The sequence below is a fragment of the Methylomonas sp. PHL2-19 genome (assembly GCF_059331595.1).
The window spans coordinates 4574872-4594353 of sequence record NZ_CP196839.1; the positions used below are offsets into that span (position 1 = coordinate 4574872).

Annotated in this window: 17 protein-coding genes; all 17 read right to left on the reverse strand. The window is 54.8% G+C overall.

Annotation, left to right across the window (positions count from 1 at the left end; genetic code table 11):
- Position 1 precedes the first annotated feature (1 nt).
- The 17 genes from ACR02O_RS21055 to nifN all read right to left on the reverse strand — a co-directional run bounded on the left by ACR02O_RS21055 (position 2) and on the right by nifN (position 19481).
- Complete coding sequence (locus ACR02O_RS21055; protein ID WP_458138231.1) at positions 2-1246, reverse strand: O-antigen ligase family protein; 1245 nt, start codon at positions 1244-1246, stop codon at positions 2-4.
- Positions 1247-1255: 9 nt separating this feature from the next.
- Complete coding sequence (locus ACR02O_RS21060; protein ID WP_458138232.1) at positions 1256-3610, reverse strand: polysaccharide biosynthesis tyrosine autokinase; 2355 nt, start codon at positions 3608-3610, stop codon at positions 1256-1258.
- A 3-nt stretch (positions 3611-3613) separates the two neighbouring features.
- The gene (locus tag ACR02O_RS21065; protein WP_101051772.1) at positions 3614-4714 is read right to left on the reverse strand and encodes a polysaccharide biosynthesis/export family protein; all 1101 of its coding nucleotides are present in this window, start codon (positions 4712-4714) and stop codon (positions 3614-3616) included.
- Between the two features lie 12 nt (positions 4715-4726).
- Complete coding sequence (locus tag ACR02O_RS21070) at positions 4727-6148, reverse strand: undecaprenyl-phosphate glucose phosphotransferase (protein WP_494522359.1); 1422 nt, start codon at positions 6146-6148, stop codon at positions 4727-4729.
- A gap of 226 nt (positions 6149-6374) precedes the next feature.
- Positions 6375-9827 carry a translocation/assembly module TamB domain-containing protein gene (locus tag ACR02O_RS21075; RefSeq protein WP_458138234.1) on the reverse strand — a complete coding sequence of 1151 codons (3453 nt, stop codon included), beginning with the start codon at positions 9825-9827 and terminating at the stop codon, positions 6375-6377.
- Complete coding sequence (locus tag ACR02O_RS21080) at positions 9824-11554, reverse strand: autotransporter assembly complex protein TamA (protein ID WP_458138235.1); 1731 nt, start codon at positions 11552-11554, stop codon at positions 9824-9826. The genes ACR02O_RS21075 and ACR02O_RS21080 overlap by 4 nt, the downstream gene beginning before the upstream one ends.
- A 166-nt stretch (positions 11555-11720) precedes the next feature.
- A complete protein-coding gene (locus tag ACR02O_RS21085) occupies positions 11721-12995 on the reverse strand; it encodes a (Fe-S)-binding protein (RefSeq protein ID WP_458138236.1) in 1275 nt (424 codons plus the stop codon).
- A gap of 1 nt (position 12996) precedes the next feature.
- Complete coding sequence (locus ACR02O_RS21090; RefSeq protein WP_445366921.1) at positions 12997-13449, reverse strand: hypothetical protein; 453 nt, start codon at positions 13447-13449, stop codon at positions 12997-12999.
- Positions 13450-13452: 3 nt separating this feature from the next.
- Positions 13453-14415, reverse strand: coding sequence for a Rossmann-like domain-containing protein (locus ACR02O_RS21095; protein ID WP_458138237.1), 963 nt, complete (start codon positions 14413-14415; stop codon positions 13453-13455).
- Between the two features lie 9 nt (positions 14416-14424).
- Entirely contained in the window at positions 14425-14805 is a 381-nt protein-coding gene (locus ACR02O_RS21100) for a hypothetical protein (protein ID WP_205453408.1), read from the reverse strand.
- Positions 14802-15308, reverse strand: a complete 507-nt coding sequence (locus tag ACR02O_RS21105; RefSeq protein WP_205453407.1) for a hypothetical protein — start codon at positions 15306-15308, stop codon at positions 14802-14804. The genes ACR02O_RS21100 and ACR02O_RS21105 overlap by 4 nt, the downstream gene beginning before the upstream one ends.
- A gap of 3 nt (positions 15309-15311) precedes the next feature.
- Entirely contained in the window at positions 15312-15635 is a 324-nt protein-coding gene (locus ACR02O_RS21110) for a (2Fe-2S) ferredoxin domain-containing protein (RefSeq protein ID WP_020484886.1), read from the reverse strand.
- 612 nt (positions 15636-16247) lie between these two features.
- Complete coding sequence (gene fdxB, locus ACR02O_RS21115) at positions 16248-16565, reverse strand: ferredoxin III, nif-specific (RefSeq protein WP_171696455.1); 318 nt, start codon at positions 16563-16565, stop codon at positions 16248-16250.
- A 9-nt stretch (positions 16566-16574) separates the two neighbouring features.
- Positions 16575-16790 (reverse strand): CCE_0567 family metalloprotein, encoded by a 216-nt coding sequence (locus ACR02O_RS21120; RefSeq protein ID WP_020484884.1) that lies wholly within the window; start codon positions 16788-16790, stop codon positions 16575-16577.
- Between the two features lie 8 nt (positions 16791-16798).
- Entirely contained in the window at positions 16799-17272 is a 474-nt protein-coding gene (locus ACR02O_RS21125; protein ID WP_205453406.1) for a NifX-associated nitrogen fixation protein, read from the reverse strand.
- Positions 17273-17607: 335 nt separating this feature from the next.
- Positions 17608-18093, reverse strand: a complete 486-nt coding sequence (gene nifX, locus ACR02O_RS21130) for a nitrogen fixation protein NifX (protein ID WP_494522360.1) — start codon at positions 18091-18093, stop codon at positions 17608-17610.
- Positions 18084-19481 carry a nitrogenase iron-molybdenum cofactor biosynthesis protein NifN gene (gene nifN, locus ACR02O_RS21135; RefSeq protein ID WP_494522361.1) on the reverse strand — a complete coding sequence of 466 codons (1398 nt, stop codon included), beginning with the start codon at positions 19479-19481 and terminating at the stop codon, positions 18084-18086. The genes nifX and nifN overlap by 10 nt, the downstream gene beginning before the upstream one ends.
- Position 19482: the final 1 nt, after the last annotated feature.

A 19482-nucleotide genomic window follows, 5' to 3' on the forward strand; every position in this document is an offset into this window, starting at 1 on the left:
CCTAAGGTAAACGCGGTGAGTAATCGGTTCTGGCCGGCATGGGCTGAACCATTGCCCCGGCTTTAGCCGTGCAGCCCAGCACCATGCCCCACAGCATCATTAACAAGGCGTTCTGCGGAAAATACTCCCACATATTAAAAGTCAGGCCGGCGGCGAAGATGAACATCGCCACCAAGCCTTTGTTTGGGTGGATAGACGTCCGTGTCGTGATCCATAAAAATGTCAGATAAGCCAGCAAGCCAATCACACCGTAGCCGTTCAACAAGAATAAATACAGGCTGTCGGAATCGAACTGACCTGGAAAATACTCGGCACCGAACAGCAGATTGACGGTGTTGGAACTCAAACCCAAGCCCCAACCAAACAGCACATCCATCGGATCGTGTACATGATTGGCAAACACCCGTTGCCATAAGTCAATCCGGCCATCTTGCGTGGGATCGGCATCGTCGCGGCCGCTCAATAAGGGGCTGGAAGCCAAAATCAACGCACCCACTGCCAAAATCGGCGCGGGCATCACTAAAGCCCAGCGATCACGTGGTCGCAGTGCGGCATAAACTTGAAAAAACACCACCAGCAAGGAACTGATAAACGCCGTACGCGAGCCGCTCAACAACGCTAAAAATACGCTCAGCGCTAACCAACGGCGCATGCCCGGCACCAAGGCAAACACCAGCGCGCAAGTCGCCATCGTCGCCCCGAATAAATTAGGACTGACGAAGGTGCCGAACGGCCGACCGCCACCCAACATCGATACACCAAACAGCGGCGGCGCCCACAAAGCCTGGGCTAGAGCCAAACCGGTTTGCAACACCAGGTAATAGCGCAAATAGTTGGCGAACTTGTAAAGCACGTAATCGCCGGCACCCAAACGACTGGTGACGAAACCGATCAAAGCTACCGGCAGATATTCGAACACCCGCAAGCCGGTCAGCGGCACGACCAGCGGCAAATCCAGATAAAGGGCGTAGCCCACTTCAAACAGGACATAGCTACAAATCACCCCCAGAAACGCCAACACCGAGCTGGTGAAAATCCCGTTGCGCAAACGCGGTTCCAGCCAGGCGTAAACGATTAGCACACCCAACAAAGCCTCGCGCAGAATCCGCAAACCCATTTCCTGTTCGCCGTAGACTTCCTTGATACCGGCCCAAGCCGATTCGACTTGCGGCAGCGAGGCCACCGTTGACGCGCCGACCAACGCAATCAACAATACGGGCAGATCTTTTTCCAGGCGGACTCTCATCGTTGCTGGTTAAACTCGCTCGTCGGTTTCGGCGGGAACCGGCAACAGCTCCCTATCCAACTGCTTACCCAACCAATCGCCCACTGCCTGATACTTATCGCTCCAGCTGGACTCGTCCTTCGGCTCCTGATCGGCACGTTGGTAGGCGTAGCCGTAATACGGATAGTAAGACGAGCCTTCCTTCATATCGTTGATGATGAAACCGTTAGGCTTGATACCCACTTGCTGGAAGCGGCGGGCGCTGACCTCCAATTCCTGCGCGGTATAGCGACCTTCTTTCACCACCAGGAAAGTAGCATCGGCATGCTTACCCAGAATCGCCGCGTCGGTGGCGCCCAGAATTGGTGGCGAATCAATGACGATGTGGTTGTAAAAGCTTTTCAGTTGTTCCAGGGTTTCCGACAATTCGCCCAGCACCAACAATTCCGCCGGATTCAGCACCATATTACCGCGCGGGATCAAATCGATACCCACATCCGGCAAGCTGACGATCACTTCGCCCAGCGTAGCGCGGCCTGACAATAAATCGGACAAACCCGGTTGCTTGCCGATCGAAAAGGTATCGTGCAAGCGGCCGTTGCGCATGTCGGCGTCGATCACCAGCACCCGTTTCTTGATGCTGGCCAGCAAAGCGGCCAAGTTAGAGCTAACAAAAGACTTGCCCATGCCTGGAGCGGGACTGCTGACCATGATCACCTTGCTTTCGTGCTGCGCTAGAGTGGCTTCCAGCGTCGTGCGCAGACCGCGCAGCGACTCGACGGAAATATCCAACGGATCCTGAGAGACCAGAATACCGTTGTCTTTATCCTTGCCCAGCAAGCGTCCTAATTTATGCTGCTTTTTGCTGTGCGGAATCGCGGCAAACAAGGGTAAGCCCACTTGATATTCCAGCAAGGCCGGATAGTTGTCATGGCGTTGCAAGGAATGTCTCAGGAAAATCAAGGCCGAGCCCAAGCTCAAACCCAGCAAGCTGGCTATCGCCAACAACAAACCAGGCTTAGGCCAGTAAGGTTTTTCCGGCGTGACCGCGAAGTCGACGATGCGCGAATTACCCAAGGAGCCGGCGGCAGCGATGCGTTGTTCCTGGGCGCTGTTCAACAGCGAGGTATACAGCTCGGTATTAACCTGCACGTCGCGCGACAAACTCACCATGTTTTGCTGGGTTTTCGGTAAATCCTTGATGCGTTTTTCCAGCGCCGCCAATTTGTTATTCACGCGCTTGATCTGGGCATTGGTGGAGATCATGTCCGGATGCTCGGCTTCCAAACGCTGGCTTTGTTCGTCGTATTTTTGCTTGAGCTGAATCCCCAGGGTTTCCATATCGGACGCCTGTTTCAACAGAATCTCGGCTTCGGCGGAAATATCCACCGCGCCGTGTTGCTGGCGATAGGCGCTCAAACCTTGCTCGGCTTTTTCCAGCCGTTCCTTGACGATAGGCAACTGGCTTTCCAGGAAACCCAGTTTTTGCGAGGCTTCCGCCGATTCCCAATTCACCGTGGCATTCACGTAAATAGCGGCGATGTCATTCACCGACTTGGCCAATTGTTCCGGATCGCGGCCTTTCAATTCCACGCTCAGAATATCGGTGTCCTTCGACACTTCTTTGACCGCAAAGGCTTTTTGCAGGGTTTCGATGGCCGACAGCGCGGTGCGGCGGGTTAATTCAAAATGCGTACCCGGATGCGCTTCCAGGGTTTCGACTTTAATCGTCACCGGGGTTTTCTCGCCAATCTCGGCAGTCAACACTTCGCCCACCTGACCGGCCAACAATTCGTCGCCGCGCGGGTCGAGCAGTTGAAAACGCCCGTCTTCCAACGCGATCAACGTAAATTCTTTTTCCAGATAACGGTCGGGTACGCTAAAGGCGGCGATTTTCAATTTCTCGCCGCCCCAAGCCCAACGGCTAAAGCCCCACCAGGCATCTGATATGCCGTCGTGCGCATCGTGCCGGCGCGCCAGCGTTTCGCCGATCAACGGAAAAAAGTACGGCTCGGTTTCGATGGTCAAATTCAGGTTATCCACGACTTTGCCCAGCACCGAACGCGAGCGCAAAATCTCCACTTCCCGTTGCGCGCGCGGACTTTCCGCTTCCGCCGGCGCTTGGTTGTTTTCGCTGCGTAGCGTCGCGGACAGCAATGCCTTGTTTTTATCGATGCGCAACAAGGCATCGGCCTTGTAAGTACGCGGCGCCAAAACCAAATAAACGCTGGTAATCAGCAACACCGAGCACAGCGCGATGAAAATGGTTTTGCGGCCTTCGATCAGCAGATCGACGTAATCGCGAATGCTGACACTGGATTCGACCATCCGCGACGGATGCAACGGTTGCAATACCGGCGTGGCTTCGTTTTGTGAATAAATCATTGCTTACATCCCCATCATCGCGGCTTGCGACATGATTGCGGTAAATGAGCCGGGTAAAATTTGGTTCAGCACCCTAGACCATTGCGTGACCCCGGCGGTACCGATGAACAGCGTGTCGTGAGCTTGCAGCGGAAACTGATCGGCCAGAATCATCGCATCGGGCGATTCGGCATCGAGTTGGAATATTTCCGGCTGCATGTCACCGGCACGAATCACATAGATGTCGCCGGGCCGCGAGGTATTGAAATCAACTCCGGACGCTTCGGCCAAGGCTTGCGACAAACTCATCCGGCCTTTGTTGATTTGGATGGCTTGCTGGCGATTGGCCTCGCCCATCACAAAGACCTTGCTGTCTTTTTGATCGCCGACATTCAACACATCGCCGTCTTTCAACAGCAGGTTCTGGGTGGTCAGGCCTTTTTCGTACATCGATTGCACATCCAGTTTGTAGAGTTTGCCGTCGCGGGCCAACGCCACATTGGCAAAATCAGAATCTTTGGTCGAGCCGCCGGCGCGGGTGATCGCTTCAGCGACCGTCAATGGCGTTTCGTTCATGGTTTGCACGCCGGGACGCACGACTTCACCGACCACCGCGACTCGGTGCGCCTGGAAGGACAGCACGCGAATGTCGAGTTTGACCTTTTTGAAATATTTGGACAGCTCGCGCGTCAAATCCGCGCGGGCTTCGCTGACGGTTTTACCGGCCACGTGGATACTGCCGACGTAGGGGTAATACAAGTCGCCGTTCTCATCCACCACTTTACCGGCCAGCTCCGGCATGATTTTCTCGCCGCCGGGATCGTTCAGTTCCGGATGTTCCCAGACGGTGATTTGTAATCTATCTTGCGGGCCAATGCGATAGCTGGTTTTGTTGGGGTCCACCGGCGGCAAATTGTTAATAGCCTGGCGACGGTTAGCCTCCCGTTCGATAATCAAATCGGCGGTAATCGGCACGATGCGGACTTTCTCCTTGACCAATTGCCCGTCTTTTTTCATCGGCATCTCGATTTCGGTCAAACCATTATCGGTGTTCATATCCATGCCCGGCGCCAGGAAACAACCGGGCAAGGTTAAGATCAGCATGATGGGAATCAATCTAAACATGTAAGCGTGTCCTTAATAGGCGTTTTTATTGATAAAACCGGTCAGCACGGTGCGGAAGGCGATCTCCAGATCAAACCACAGCGACCAATGCTGGATGTAATACAAATCGTGTTCGATGCGGCGGTTGAGGTCGGTGTCGCCGCGCCAGCCGTTGACTTGCGCCCAACCGGTGATGCCGGCCTTGACCATGTGTTTTTTCATGTAGTTGGGGACTTGGTCCTTGAACACTTCGACGAAATCCGGACGCTCGGGGCGTGGACCGACCAGCGACATATCGCCACGCAACACATTGATCAATTGCGGCAGTTCGTCCAGGCTGATTTTGCGCAGGAAAGCGCCGAACGGGGTGGCGCGATTTTCGCCGGGCTTGGCCCAGACCGCGCCGGTTTTGGCTTCGGCATCCACCGGCATCGAGCGAAATTTCAACATCGTAAATGAGCGGTTATTCCAACCCACCCGCTCCTGACGATAAAACACCGGGCCGCGCGAACTCAGCTTCACACCCACCGCTAAAACCAACATCAGCGGGCTAATCAGCAGCAACAAAATCAAAGCCAAAAGTCGATCTTCGATTTCTTTGATATAACGATTGATGCCATGCAACGGCGATACTGAGAAATCCAGGGTCGGAATACCAGCCACAGTGTTCAAGCTCAGAAATTTGCTTTGTTTGAAGGCAAAACAGTCGATCACTAACCGAATGCTGACCGGCAAATGGCGGAGTTGGTATTGGGCGCGCTCAGTCAAGGATTCACCCTGATAAGCCACCCATACTTCATCAATCGCTTGAGCTGAGATGATGCCCGGCAGGTCTTCCAGTTTACCGAGACGCGGCAGTGCAAAATCGTTGATCGAATTTCTATCATCGCCTCTATCGTCTACATAACCGACCACTTGCAGCCCGGCCCAGGACGAATGATTCAACTGCCGCGCTACCGCTACCGCCATTTGATTCAAACCCACCATCACAATGCGGCCCTGTGACCAACCGCGAGCCCGTAAGAAACGCAGCACTTGCGACAACACCCCGCGCGCTACCAACACAAAAGCCAAACCCAGCACACCCCAGGAGGCAATCCAGCGATAACTGGAACCAAACCAAAAATGCAATCTGATTAAGGCGACGATGGACACCACCGCCACCAACGCTGAAATCCAAGCTCTGACGATACGGGCAATTTCGCCGCGCATCGCATCGTTACGCCAAGGCCGATAGACCTGGCCGATTTCGAAGAAGATGATGGCACCCAGGATGCCCAGCGCGATGACGATCCGGTAATCCTGATCGACAACGTACTCGCGCAACCAAAAATAGTGAGTCACCCAAGCGGCAGCAAACAACATGGCGACGTCGATGACGCGCAGCAACAAAATCACCGTGTGACCGTACTGTTTAAAAAGCCCGTTGAAAATATTTCCCAAACCGAGTGGCATGATGGTTTAACCCCTATATCGTCTTGATCCAATGACTAAGGGTCACCGTCCCTGGAAACCCAACCTAATGCGAACGGGTTGATAACCCCTATTCGCTTGAGTATTAGATTACCGAGCCAAGATGAGAGAAAACCTGAGGGTTTAATTAAGAATGTATTAGGAAAGGCTTAACTTTGGATGAGAGCGTTTTTTAGACCATGAATGATGGCCATTTGGGTAGCGGGCTTTAATCCGTGTCAAACTCATAATTGACTTTGACACGCTGCGATGTGCCGGTTTGGGTTTCCAGATTGATGCTATCGGTGAGTTTGTATTTCAAAACCAGCAGTGCCTGCTTACTGAACAGGCCTAGTTTGGTGCCCACATAGGTATTAGCCGTCAGATACTGTCCTGCAGTGACCAGCGTATCGGCAAACGACTTGCCTTGCTGCACTTCAAACTCGTCTATACCCAGTTTCTCGGTCAGCCACGACAGCCGCCCTGCGCCATAGGATAAAGCGGCGCTCGCGATCATATTGCCTTCATCCTTACCGGCTTGGTTCAGCGAAGCCCCGGTAATCAAATACGCCAGCGCATCGGACTCGGGCAGGCTGGGCTCGGTATAAATCTTGGTCTGCGGCGCAGTGGCCGAACCGCTCACCTGCAACACGGCCGTCACCTTCTGATCCTTGGAAACCCGATAGGCTTCGACGTCCAGCCACGGGCGATCAATCGGGCCGTTGAATAAAAACCGGCCCTTACGCAACTTCAGATCTTGTCCGTAACTTCGGTAACGGCCGTCAGCCATATCGATGGCACCATGCAAGGCAAGACGTCTATCAAGTTTCAGAAATTGCAGTTGCCCGGTCAGTTTTGTATCCAAGCCAAGCCCGGAAAAACTGGCTTGCTGCCCCAACTGAATCGCCACGTCAGCGTCGATACCCGGTGGCGCTTCGATAGCCTGATCCGAGTCCGTTTTGCCGACGATCACCTCATCGCGACTGACCGCCACCGCGCTGGCCGGCAGTTCTTTGATTTTAACCATGGCTTTGTCAATTCCCAACGCCCCGGTCACTTTGGCATCACCACGGGCCGAGCGGCCCAGCTTAAGATGCGGCGCGATGGTCACTTCGGCTTCTGGCAACTTAGCTACCTCAAAGTCATTACCCAGCACATCAAGATCGGCAGTGCCATCCAGGCCCAACAAACCATCAATGGCAAGCCGACCGCCGCCGGAACGAAGGCTGCCGTGTACTTGAAGCGGCTGATCATCATTCACAGCATCGGCATGCAGCTGAATATCGGACAAAACAATACCCAGCTCATCAATTTGTAAGCGACCATCCTCCAAACTCAGACGCCCCTGTGCAACTGGCTGAGGCAACGAGCCCCCCAGTTTTAGATCGGCGCCGAATCGCCCCTTAAGCCCGGACATATTAGGCACCAGCCCCTGAAACAAACCAAGATCGTTGATTTTTGCCGCCAGGTTTCCGGCCAAGCCCTGTCCGGCACCTTGATCCAGTTGCAACTGAGCGCGGATAAAGTCGCTACCGTCAGTCGCCAAATCAAGATCGGCAGTCAAGCGCTCGCCAGCGAGATTGCCGAACAGAATGGCCTTGCGAAACGGCACCACCAACCCATTCCGGCCGACCGGCAGCGACACGCCGGCTTCTGCCAGCGCCAATCGATAATCACCCTGCAAACCGCTCCCGCGTTTGCGAACCTCGGCAGTCGCGGCCAAGCTGCCAAAAAGTTGCCAATGCGCCGGCAGATAAGCGCTTAGCAAATCCAACGGATAGTCGCTGACCCGCCCCTGACCGCTCAGATCGCCATTTGCCAGATAATCGCCCTGCAAACAGATTAACGCATTCGCTTGCGTCAGACAGGTATCGGCCAAGCGCACATCGGCACCGGCAGGCCGCTGGTCTATCGTCAAGGCGGCCGCTTGCCGCAATTCCCAGGCACCTAGTTGAGGGACTTGCAAGGATAAAGCCTGCAACGCCCCTTGCCAGCGCGGCGCTTGCCGGCGGCCGGCCAGCGCCAGCGCCAATTGCCCCTGCGGCGCCCGGACATCCAGGCTAACGCTGTGTTTTGCTGTAGTACCGCTGGCAGCTATCGCCACGCTGTCGATGGTGTCGTGACCGCTAAGCACATGTTGGGCATGCATTTGTAGCCGGCTATGGGCGTTTGGCTGAAAATCCAAGGTCAGATCAAATGCGCCGACTTGCTGTTGCGCATAGCCAAGCCCCGCCGCCTGCGCCGTCAACTCAATATCCGGCAAATGCCAATCACCGCGCAGAAGACCGTTAACATGCGCTTTACCACGCAGACCGGGCCACAAACCGGCTAAAGCCGGCGTATGCAAATCAAAGCGAAGCGCGGATTCAGCCGGACCCAAACGACCATCAGCGTGTAACCGATTGCTACCTGATGACAGTTGTAACTGATCGACCGCCACGACCTGCCCGTCCAGCGCAAATTTTCCCCCACCGCTCAACGGCTGGCCGAGCAATTGCCCATCCAGCCTATGCAGTTGCGCCTTAAGCTGCGGTGCGCCCGTGTTCAAACGTCCCTCGACATCCCCATCAAGCGACAAGCGCCCCGGCAAATCCGGCAGCAATACCGCCGGGTTAAAATCTCTGGCTTGCGCATGCAAAGCAAATTGGACAGCGTCCTGCCAGGCAATCGTACCGTCGACAGCCAAGCTGCCCGCCTTGGATGCCACCAGGAATCGCTGGAGTTTGGCAGACGTCGGCGTGCCCTCCATTGCCAGATCCACGTGAGCATCCGGCAACTCGGCTCGCCGCACATCGGCGGTCAGCTTGGCCTGAAAGGCTGAGGCACTACCCTGCACCGTCAGCGAACCCTGCGGACTTGTCAATTGCGGAAGATTGCCGACCAAGGGCCAGCGCGCATCGACCCAATCGCCTTGCAATGCAAAACCCGGGGTTTGTAACAGCTCATCAATCTGGCCGTGCAAGGTTGCAGCGAACGGGCCTGAGGCACTGATGTCCAGTATCAAGCGCTTCAGATCGCCGCTGAATTTGCTGGCTGTCTGCCAGTCGCCATATTCGGCCGAACGCAACTGACACTTCGCGTTCAGCGCCAGTGGATAGCCGCCACCTAAGCCCAACCATCCATTTAGATCAAGCTGATAGTCCGCAGCCTCAGCGACCATATGGGTTAAATGCAAGCGGCCGCCTTCGGTGTTGGCAGACAAAGTGAGATTTGGGAGATCGTGACGTTGCCCGGACTGGATGAATGTAGCATCGTTAACCGTCAAACGATCCAAGCGCAGCGCCAGCGGCACGGGTAGCGAGGCTTCCGGGTCAAAATGGCTGCTGGCATCCGCCTGCTGAGTGTCCGATTCCAGGGTCAATTCCAGACCCTGGATGGCGATTTCATCGATCTGCAGCGCGCCTTTCAGTAAATCGAGCGGGGACCAAGCCAGCGAGAGGTAGCGGAGTTTGAGCTGGGTGCCATCGGCATGATACTGCACCCCTGCCAACTGCAAACGATGCAGCAGGGTGCCGTCGATGTCGGTAATGCTGGCCTCGGTCGGCAGTACTTGCTGAATCAGCCAGCGACTTCCCGACTGGCTGTTGGCCATAGCCAGCACGACCGCCAACAGCAGCAACGGCAACGGCAGTACCAGGAGTAGCCCCCGCAGACACCTCATCGACCAGCGCCACAGGCTCACAAACGTGTCCCTGCGGCAAAATGGATTTGAAACGAGGAGTCGGCGGGTTGCAGGGGCACCGCAAAATCCAGGCGTACCAAACCAATCGGCGAGTACCAACGCACCCCTAATCCCACGCCTGTCTTCACTTGAATGCCGTCCAAATTATAGGCATTGCCGGCATCGATAAAGGCGGCCGCCCCCCAATTGTCGAGTACCGAATGTTCATATTCAACGCTGACCACACTCAAAAAGCGCCCGCCCACCACCGCGCCCGTAGCGTCCTTAGGTCCCAGTTCTTTGTAACTGTAACCACGTATGCTGTTCATACCGCCGGCAAAATAACGATAAGTAGTGGGTAGCTTGTCGAAATTATCCACCAACGTGGCGCCTTGCTCGCCACGCAGCACAATGCGTCCCACGTCGCCAACGGGGTGCATCCACACGCCCGCCACTGACCCTTGCAGCATACTGATATTGGACAGCGGGCTTTTGTAGCTGCCATCCACTGAGAACTCCAACCGATAACCGCGTGTCGGTCGAAGCGGATTGTCCGATACCGAACGCAACCAACTGCCGCCGGGTAACAGCAATAGCGTCGTGTCGGTCGTATTCGCCGCCGTATACTTCTCGTAACTGTAGTCGATAAACAATGTCTGCTTCCAGCCACTGGTGAATGCGTGCTTCAAGCGCGCCGATAATTTCCCTGCCCACGAGGTATAACTGGTCGTGTCTTCGCGTTTCACACCCGCACCAAAGCTCAAGGAGTCGTTGAACGGATCATCCAGCGGTACGGTGTATTCAGCACCGGCTGTAGCCAAGACCGGCGATAGATCCAGTTCGGCGTTGAAATAATGGCCCTGCGGATTGATTAGACGATTGAGATAGGTCCCACTGACCAAAGGACCCTTATCGGTGTCGTAGCCCAAACCCATCCCGTAATGATGGCGCTTGTTCGGATACAGACTCAGCATGACGGGTACCTGCCTATCGGCTATGCCGGCTAAATCCGGATGAATATCCACCGATTTGAAATAGCCGCTGTTGGACAGCGCATTGTGCGTATCGGCTAGCTTATGACTATCGTAATGCTCGCCGGTTTTGACCTTGACCAACTTGGCAACAAACGCGGGATCAAGAACAGCCTTGTCAATCTTGACTTCGCCAAAATAAAGACGCGGTCCCGCATCGTAATGCAGCACAATATCGGCCCGATCTTGAGAAGGATCGACGCGCAATTGACTCGTGGCAAAGCGCCCTTGCAAGTAACCACGCTCTAAGGCCAATGCCTCGATTTGTTTTTTTAAGGCTTCATAATGCCCGTGATGCAGCGGGCTGCCTACTTTGGCGGATAACTTTTCCCGTAAGCTTGCGAATGCCGGATCATCGACTGCTTCACCGAGAAATTGCAGGTCAATCGCAGTCACGCGCATCGGCTCGCCAGGTTTAATGACAAAGCGCGCTTGCCAACAGTCGGGTTTAATATCCAGATTTTTTTCTAGGCTGACGTGGTAGTGACCTAACGCGCGTAACGCATCGTCGATCTCCTGATCGGCCTTGAGGAACAGACTATTGACTTTCCAATCAGGCGCCTTGCAGTCCTGTTCACGCAAAGACAAGCTGATTTCAACATTCCTTAATAACTCACCGTCTATGCCCTGAATCAGGACATCGGCGGAGGCCTCTAACGTCTGAAAAAGGCTGACCAAAACCACCGCGTACAAGTGGAATCGATAGTTACCGGTCATCTTGGGTCATCGAAACAGGTCATAGGGAGCGCTGAAGAGGTAGCGCAACCACTTTACCAGTGATCCAGCCCGCCTAGCAAACTGCAACCTGAGTAGTCTCGGCTAAGCGCTTGGCTACTCTACGGTGCCAAGATTGGCTATGAAGCCAAGGTATGAAGTGGTAAACCTACACCCTGTCCGCCAACAAGCGTATCGGATGCACTAGCTTGCGCGCGGTCTCGGCGCGTTCGGCATTCAGGTAAAACGCGCAGCTGAAATTACTGCTAACCACCACATCCGCACCGGAGCCTTCGATGGCCTGGCGCTTGGCGTTGCGCAGTTGCTGGGCGTTTTCCGGGTGGCTGAGCATGTAACTGCCGCCGGCACCGCAACAGAGTTGATTGTCCGGCAAGGCTTCGATGTTCAAACCGGGGATTTTCCGCAGCAGATCGTGAACGGCACGGCCGTTTTTCAACACATTACGCTGGCTGCACGGCTCGTGCACCGCCACATTCATATTGGACGCGGCAGGCTCCAAGTTCTTCGACCAATGTTCCAATAAAAATTCGTTGATGTCCTGCAGGCGCTTGGCAAACCAACCGGCAGTTTCGCTATTATCGCCTTCGTACTCGCTCAACATCGCGCCGCAGCCACTGGCCACGTAGATCACCGCGTCCACTTCCAATTGGTAAAACGCTTCGATATTTTTCTCTTTCAAGGCTTGCGCGGAACAGCCGTTGTGCTGATGAATGGCGCCGCAGCAGCCCTGGCCTTCCGGCACCACCACTTCATAGCCTATGGCATTGAGCAATTTGATCGCGGCCCGTTGGGTGGCGCGGTCGAAATGCTCGGCCAGACAGCCGGTAAACAAGGCCACCCGCCCGCGCTGCCGCTGCCGCCTGCCGACCGGATAAATCCCGGCCAAACTGCCCAAGGCCGGCTCGTTCAGCAAACTTTCGGCGGTATCTAATTTTAATTTGCGCAGCAAGCCGCTGGCTCTCAGGGGTTTTCGCAGGCCGGAACGTAAATACAAAGACAGCAAGGGTAATAACATCCGCCGCCGGCGTTTGTGTTCAATAAAGTACATCGCCAACTTGGCTAACCAAGGGCGGACCGCCGCTTTCTGCAATTTCGCTCGGGCTTGATCGAACAAGGCGCCGTAACTCATCCGGCTGGGACAGGCAGTTTCGCAAGCGCGGCATTGCAGGCAATTATCCAAATGGGCGCGCTCTTCAGCGCTGATGGGTACATCCTCCACCAAGATTTTGCTGATGGTGCGGATACGTTGCCGGGGCGTTTCGGCGTCAACTTCGAACAAACGAAAAGTCGGGCAGCTGCTGACACACATGCCGCAGCGCATACATTCGCTGGCTTCCGGGATATACGGACCGTTGGGCGCAGGCGACCCCGAGCCGTCATCGCCCGTAAATTCGCCCATGCCAAAATCCATCATATCGAACATGTTAGCCCTCCATCATTTTGGTGTAAGCCCGACGCAACAACTCCATTTCAGCTGGCGGCCGACCGCGCAACTCCGGCAAGGTGCGCATGTGGCAACCCAAGGACTGCATCAAGCGGTGCGGCGGATCCAGCAGTTTGAAACGCGCCATGTATACGGTGACGGTACCTTTTGGGGTATCGACATGCTCTTTAAAACCCGCTTCGGCATAGAGTAAATCGTTATCAAACCCCAGCAGACGATTGATGGCATTAACCAGCGTTGCCGGGTGCACGGTGATTTTTCCGTCGTTTACCGTCGCATCTTCATCAAAAGCGACCGACAGCGGCGGCAAGGATTGCGGAAAGCACACGCTGCCGCCGGCCTGCTGGGCAAACAAGGTCAAGGCGCTAATATCGCCTTTGTACATCAATAACAATCGGTGGCTATCGAACGCCTCCGGCACTGCGTTGTTCATTGCTTAGCCAGGCGCACAATTGTCCCACAGCGATTTAAAGCTGCTATCCAAGCGCGACAGCCGGCTGTTGATTTGGTTCAACAATGAGTAATGCGGGAAGCGCGCCTTATTGCCGTCGCGATACCATTGCTCCATCGCTTCGGTCAGTTGGGTTCTTTCGTTAAAACAATCGGCGATTTGCTGCTTCAACCAGCTGATACTGCTTTGCGGGGCCAGTTCCGCCACGCGGTAGCGTAAGCCGTTATTAAAGATCCGCACGCCGCCGCCCTGCGCGGCGGTGTGATACAAGGCCGCTTGATCGACAATTTCCACCCCGGCCAGATAATCGATACCAAACTCATGCAACTGCGGCAGCCACGGTACGGTGGGGCCCATCAACACGGTTTTGGCATGACAGGATAGCTCCACCAAGCGCGGAAAGGTTTTATTCGGAATACTGCTGGCGGTCAAAAACACCCAGTCGGCTTGCGGCAATAAAAACTCGCACGCGGAATCCGGCAGATCGGCGGCAGACGGTTGTCGCTCCAAAATGGTTAAATGCATTTTGTCTTGATAGCGTTCGATGCCCGGATAACGACCGATCACCACCACGTTTTTGCCATTCAGCTGCGGCAAGAAATGTTCGAACACCGCCAGATTGGCGTGTTCGTCGTGACTGTCCAACACCAGCGAATCCGGTAAAGGCCGAGCGTTGATGCAACTGTTGATAGCTGCCATGGCAACCGTGGCTTTATACGGTTCCCATTCGGTAATCCAGGCGGCCAAATCCGTCACCGGTTTGCCCACCAAGGTGCCCGACCACGGCAAGGTGCGCGTGTTCTGCCCCGGACTCATCGCCAAGCCGGCAGTGGCCCGGCCCTGACTTTGGCACACAGTCCAGACCAAACCGATCATCAGATTGTCCACCACGGCATCGCTACTGCAATAGTCCAGCAGCAGTTCGTACAAACGTTTTGGGTTAGCCATTGCCCCCCCTTATTGCGGGATGTCTAGCAATTTTGCTTCGGTTTTGATGTTGTCTTGCTGGCCCCAAGCATTAATGGCCTCGACGAACCATTGTTTTTTGGTCGGGTGCGGCTGCACAACATCGTATTCGGCATAAAAACTGCCGTCGCCATGAAATTTAATCTGACCGATGCGCTGCTTACCGGCATTGTACCAATAACCCACCAGATCCTGGGTTTGGGTAAACGGGTCGGTGACTAAACTGAACTCGGCACTATCGAATTTCGGCAAACTGAGTTCGGTTTGTAACGGAAAGCCCAACTTGACGATATTTTCTATAATGCGTTGACAGACTGTCTCGCCGAAAGCCCGCCGCGCCGAGACCTGCTCGGCAACCCGTTCGCTGGTCATGCGGCATCCTCCAGCACGGCGTCGGCCAAATCCATAATCACCGAGGCGCCGGAACGGTCTTCCGGATCAAGCGCGCGCATCAACACCAGTATGGACTGGGCTTCCGCATCCAATTGCCGCCGCAGTTTGATAAAGGCTAGCGCTTTTAAACTGTAGAGATAAAACAGCGCGACTTCGCTGGCGTACATATCCCACTGCGCCAATTCCCGGCCCAGTTGCCGATAGTCGGCTGGAAAACCGCCCTGCCGAGCCGCTTCGTTTAGTGCCGCCATCACTTCAAGCTCGGCTTCCAGCAGACGGCCTTGATAAAAATAGAATTTATACAAAGCAAAATAAGTTTGCAGACAAGTAGCATCCAAGGCTTGCGCCTGTCTGAAATACTTTTCCGCCAAGGGCTTGTCCGCATGACTGGCCGCTACCGCCATCTGCAACAGTTTATTCACCTCTTCCGGCACATCCGGACTGAATAACACCCGTTCTTCAAAAAAGCCGAGCTGACTCATGGATTACCAGACCTCGGCGGGCGCAACCAACGCGGCGACCGGCTCGCCACCCAACAGATGCTGATCGATGATGGTTTTGACATCATCTTTGGTAACTTTGCCGTACATCACACCTTCCGGATAGACCAACACGCTGGGTCCCAGCATGCAAGGGCCCATGCAACCGGTGTTGGTCAGGCCGATTTTCTCGAACAGGTTGCGAGCCTGAATTTGATTCATGAACTCGTTCATCACCTCGGCACAACCACTGGCGGTACAGGAGCCGCGCGGATGGCCTTGCGGACGGGCTTGAGTGCAGACGAATACGTGTTTATCGGGACGAGGCATAATGAGTATCCTTATTTAGTTCGCTTTAGAGGTGTCGCTATCGCGACGAAGTATTTAATGTCGGTTCCCGCACCGACAAGCGGGATACTTTTCTTTGCTTGTCCAAAGAAAAGTATCCAAAAGAAAAGACACCCGGATTTCGCCCTGATCCTGTGCTTCTCGTTTTTTTACGGGGGTTGGCGAAAGGGGCTTCCTGCCCCTTCGCCAACGAGCGGCATCCCTGCCGCTCCCCTCCGGGCTAATCCCGCAAAAAACTGCGATGCTCGGGGTCGAAATACGGGACCACACCCTTCCCCTGGAAAACAATCTTTCAATTCGAGAACAGCAATCCAATCCAGCTACACAGAGACGGTGTTCCCCCCCTATGCCGCGCCGAGCACCGGAGCGTTTATCGAGAATTGCCCGAAGGGGCACCGCAGGGATGCGGTGCGTCGGCGGAGGGGCTGGGAAGCCCCTTCTGCCGACCCTCGATAAACGCTGCGGCGCGCAGGATCAAAGCGGCATCGGGGTGGCCTTTCTTTTGGTGACTTTTCTTTGGCCTAGCAAAGAAAAGTCACTCGGTTGTCGGTCCGAGAACCGACATTAAAAAGGCCGTCGCGCCAGCGACACAAACTAAGCCGCCGCCTTATGCTGATGCGTAAAACAATCCTTAGGACAAACCTTGGAGCACGCCTCGCAACCAATGCAGTCGGCAGCATTTTTCAGGCTCATCACCATGCTGTTATCGTCATCGTCCTCAAAGTCGCCGTAATCGTCGCCAAAATCTTCGGCTGATAAGGCTTCGTCTTTTTCGACCAAATCAAATACGTCGCGCGGACAAACCTTGAAACAACGGCCGCACCCGATACAAGTACGCTGATTAATGTCGGTAACATAGGACGGTGTCCAGACGGTGCCGCCAAAGGTCACGCCGGTTACAAATTCGCTCATGATCGTCTCCTAGGCCGTTTCTTTGCTGGCAGCCAAGAACTTCTTGTTGGCATCATCCCAGGCTTTGCAGGCGTCGTAAGTGGCTTGCGCAATACCCATCAGCTCACCATAGGCATCCGGCAATCTGTCTTCGATCAAATCGTGCAATACCGAGGCCGCCTCGCTAGCAATACGCTTGGCTTTCTTCACGTCTTTTTCCAATACTTTCAGTTCTTCGTCGCTCATCGCACACCTCAAGCTTCGGCTACTTCTCTATAGGTTGTGATCAAACCCAGCGCTTTCTCAATGGTTGCATCGGTTTTGGCCGCCAAATCTTCCAGGCTGGGGAAACCGAAACGGTGCACATCGCGCAAGACTTTATCCACCACGATCAATTTACCGACCAATACCAAAGCCCGGCCGAAACCTTCGTGGGTGATGTTGATCACCGGCACGGCCATCAAGCCGCCTTTCTTTTCGATCAACGACGCAATGGAGTTGTAATAGGCTTTGACGCGCGCCAAGGTAATTTCATCCGGGTCGCCGATAATCGGTATCTCGCGCTTGCGTTCTTTGGTCATTACCAAGGGATCAATAATCTTTTCCTCCGACCAGCCCTCATAGGTATCGTAGGTATCGAGAGCGCGCAGTTGTTTGACCATTTCGACGACGATTTCCGAGGTCATATAGGGGTCGCCAGCTTCGACGACTAATGCGGGTTGGGCCATGGTGGTTCTCCTAATTTAGTGTTTAATCAATTTGAATACTTTTAATCGCGCTAGGCGCTAAACCCCGTATGCCGCGCCGAGCACCGAAGCGTTTATCGAGAATTGCCCGAAGGGGTGCGGCAAGGATGCCGAACGTCGGCGGAGGGGCTGGGAAGCCCCTTCTGCCGACCCTCGATAAACGCTTCGGCGCGCAGGGCCAAAGCGGCATTTCGGGTGTCGTTTCTTTTGGATACTTTTCTTTGGACAAGCAAAGAAAAGTATCGCGGTTGTCGGTCCGCGAACCGACATACAAAACAGCCGTCGCGCCAGCGACACAACTTGCTGGCACTAAAAAACTACTCCTCCCACCCCTCCTCTTCCATCGCGTTAAACCGCTCCGGATTGGGGCCTTTGTGTAGGTTGATGGCTTTGGCCAACCAGCTGGATGGCCCAGCTTTCATTTCGGCTTGCAAATCCGCGATCAGATCCTTGACGGTGCTGCCTTCGTGGACTTTGACCGGCTGAATGCCTTGCGCGACGATTTGTTTCACTGCCGAGGCACCAATGGCCAGGCAATACACGGCCGCGCAGCCTTCCAGCAACTGAATCTTCACCGACAACTTGTCTTCGTTACCATCCTGTGCGAGTTCACCAAATTGCGCGGCTTCCATGAATTCGGACTGCTCCGGATCCACTGCGTAGACAGCAAACGATTTGGCTGAGCCAAAATGCTGATCCACATGCACCATGTCGGTAGTGGCAAATGCGACTTTAATAGCGGTTTCTATAGGCATCCTCTGTTCGTGGGTATGCAAAACGTGCATGCGGCGGGCTAATGACATGACGGCGAGCACGCTTGACGTTCGGATTCGGGTTTTTGCGCATACGGCGAGTAGTAAGGCTCGATCTCCTCGTGGGCAAAGTTGATCACCAAATTGGCTAAATCAAACAAGGTTTGCCGAGTGCCGCGATAGCCTATCCAGGTTTTCTGATAACCGCCGATGATGTCGTACAACGGAAAACCGATACGCAGAATCGGTATGCCCAGCCGTTCGGCACTAGCCACAGCGTGCGAGTTACCGATCAGCAATTGCGCCTTGCGTTCTTTAGCCATAACTTCCAAATCTTCCAGGTCGCCGATCTTGATGCTGTCCACCGGTGCCGTCGCCAGCACTGGTGTATTTCCGGCACAAATCGCGGTCACCACTTCCGCACCCATGCCTTGTACCAGATGAATCAAGGCGTTGAGTTGATCTGGATCAGCAGCGATAGCCACCCGCAGTTGGCCGAGCATGAAGTGAGTATCGAGCATGGCGTCTTGCAATTGCGCGCGCTGCCGTTCGATCTTTTGCGGCACCGGCATTTCGCTGATGTCGGCCAGCGTCGTGATCAAAGCGTCGTTAGCCTGCAAGCCATAAAGATGGTCAAAATAGAAACTGGGGACACCGGTTTTTTCCTGCAACAGTTCGCCGGATTTACGCAGAGAGGCGCCGATAATTAAGCTTGCTTTAGCTTCACCCAAAGTCGCCAACTCCGAAACTGGCGTACCGCCGATGGTGACTGGCGAAAAATCGTCGTCTGTCAAGCTGCCGTCCAGCGAATCGGACAAGTCCGGCACCAGCACCGGGCGTAAATTGAATTGTTCGATCAAATCGCGCAAAGCTTCCAGATCGCCGGGCGTCAACATGGGGCTGACCAGACAATTGACCTGGCGCTGACGATTGCCCGGCTTGGTCCCTGCGGTTTCCGCGTCCGGCACCAGAGCTTTGATAATTTCGTAAATCGTCGTCGCATAGCCGGTTTCCACACAACCGGTGAAATCGGGCGTGTTCACCGCGACCACCGCCACGTGGGCATATTCCGGATAACGGTCGCGAAACTCGCGGACATTACGGTGCACGTCACAGCCTTGAGTTTCCGCCAAACCGGTGGTCAGTACCGCAATCAGAGCCGGGTTGGATTTTTCGGCAATCGCTTTGATGCCTTCGATGACATTTTCGTCGGCACCCAACACGGAGCTGGCTTGATCCATGGCAGTGGTTTGCAGCGGAATCGGCTCTCGGAAATGCCGCACGAAAAACACCTTGGCAAACGCCGTGCAACCTTGCGAGCCGTGCAGCATCGGAATCGCCCGGTCAAAACCCAGGCAGGCCAAGGAACCGCCGGTAGGTTGACTGGCCTTTAGCGGATTGACCGACAGGGCTTTATTGCGTTTGACGATGTCGGCCATG